Consider the following 2035-nt stretch of genomic DNA (forward strand, 5'->3'; position numbering starts at 1 on the left):
GTCCACCGCCGCCTGCCACTGCTCCAGCTGGCGCCGCCCCATCCGGTTGCCGAACCCGCTCAGCGCGGTCAGCGCGTGGACGTTGGCCGGCAGTGCCAGGGCCGCCTCCACGATCGCGGCGTCCCCGAGCACCTTGCCCGGCGAGACGTCACGCCGCCGCGCGATCCGGTCCCGGGCCTCCCACAGCTCGCGCACCACGGCGAGCTGGCGCCGCCGGCGGACCTTGTGCATGCCGGAGGTGCGGCGCCACGGGTCCTTGCGCGGCGCCGGCGGCGGCGCGGAGGCGATGGCGTCGAACTCCTGGAGGGCCCACTCGAGCTTGCCCTGCCGCTCCAGCTCCTTCTCCAGCGCGTCGCGCAGGTCGACCAGGAGCTCCACGTCCAGCGCCGCGTACCGCAGCCAGGGCTCCGGCAGCGGCCGGGTCGACCAGTCCACCGCGGAGTGGCCCTTCTCCAGCACGAAGCCGAGGACGCTCTCGACCATCGCGCCGAGTCCGACCCTCGGGAACCCGGCGAGACGGCCGGCCAGCTCGGTGTCGAAGAGGCGGTCGGGGACCATGCCTATTTCCCGCAGGCACGGCAGGTCCTGGGTGGCGGCGTGCAGCACCCACTCGGCGCCGGAGATCGCCTCGCCCAGACCGGAAAGGTCGGGGCAGGCCACCGGGTCGATCAGCGCGCTGCCGGCGCCCTCACGGCGCAGCTGCACCAGGTAGGCGCTCTGTCCGTAGCGGTAACCGGACGCCCGTTCGGCGTCGACGGCCACCGGGCCGGTCCCCGCGGCGAAGGCGGCGACGACCGCCGCCAGGCCCTGGGCGTCGGCGATCACCGGCGGGATGCCCTCACGGGGCTCGAGCAGGGGAACCGGCTCCGCCGCCCGGGAAGCAGAAGTCCCGCCGGTTCCGCCGTCGTCCGGAGGGGCGCCTCCGGTGGTTCGCAGTGGGCTGTCTGCTGCGGTGTCATGGGCGTCGGTCACCTGTCAAGGGTATCTGTGTACCGGGCACATGCACCGCGCCCGCCGAGGGAACGTTCCCTCGGCGGGCGCGGCGACCGGGTGATCAGTGGATGATGCCGGTACGCAGGGCCACCGCGACCATCCCGGCGCGGTCGCCGGTGCCCAGCTTGCGGGCGATGCGGGCGAGGTGGCTCTTGACGGTCAGGGCGGACAGCCCCATGGAGACGCCGATCGCCTTGTTCGACTGGCCCTCCGCCACCAGCCGCAGGACCTCGACCTCACGGCCGGAGAGCTCCCGGTAACCGCCCGGGTGGCTCGGGGCACCCGGGGGGCGGCGGTGCATGCGGTGGGCCGCGCCGAGCGGAGCGGCGCCGGGACGGCCCGGCAGGCCGATGTTGGTACGGGTGCCGGTGACGACGTAGCCCTTGACGCCGCCCGCGAGGGCGTTGCGCACGGCGCCGATGTCGTCGGCGGCGGAGAGGGCCAGACCGTTGGGCCAGCCGGCGGCCCGGGTCTCGGACAGGAGGGTCAGGCCGGAACCATCCGGCAGGTGGACGTCGGCGACGCAGATGTCACGGGGGTTGCCGATGCGGGGACGAGCCTCCGCTACGGACGAGGCCTCGATCACGTCGCGCACTCCCAGGGCCCAGAGATGACGGGTCACGGTGGAGCGCACGCGCGGATCGGCCACGACGACCATGGCGGTGGGCTTGTTCGGGCGGTAGGCGACCAGGCTTGAGGGCTGCTCGAGGAGAACGGACACCAGGCCTCCTGGGTGGGGGACGGAGCCGGCTCACGGGGGATGAAGCCGGGACGGACGAACCGTGCTTGCTAGGTCACTGTCTGCTTCGGCACCCGGCCCCTCCTCCTTTAGGGGATGATCACGATTAGGTGAGGGGAAATCGGGGCAATTCGGACGCGCGATCGATCATCCGAAGAACGGCGCGAGTCGAACCCTGTCGACGGGTGGTCAGGCAAGGTCGCAAAGTGTCCGTATCGACAAAGCCGCAATCACAATGCGGCGTGGGGCCGGAGTCGGGGGTGGGGGCCGGAGTCGGGGTGGCTCCGGAGCCCGGGGTGGGTC

2 protein-coding genes are annotated in these 2035 nt (G+C 72.9%); both read right to left on the minus strand.

The window, feature by feature from the left end; all coding sequences use genetic code 11:
- Nucleotides 1-972, minus strand: a 972-nt coding sequence (locus tag HW445_RS28500) for an HRDC domain-containing protein (RefSeq protein WP_180223730.1), incomplete at its 3' end; no start/stop codon positions are given.
- Between the two features lie 82 nt (nt 973-1054).
- The gene (locus tag HW445_RS28505; protein ID WP_151769761.1) at nt 1055-1714 is read right to left on the minus strand and encodes a response regulator transcription factor; all 660 of its coding nucleotides are present in this window, start codon (nt 1712-1714) and stop codon (nt 1055-1057) included.
- Nucleotides 1715-2035 lie beyond the last annotated feature (321 nt).

Origin of the sequence: Streptomyces sp. UH6 (assembly GCF_013421635.1) — a bacterium.
Classification (GTDB): Bacteria; Actinomycetota; Actinomycetes; order Streptomycetales; family Streptomycetaceae; genus Streptomyces; species Streptomyces abyssomicinicus.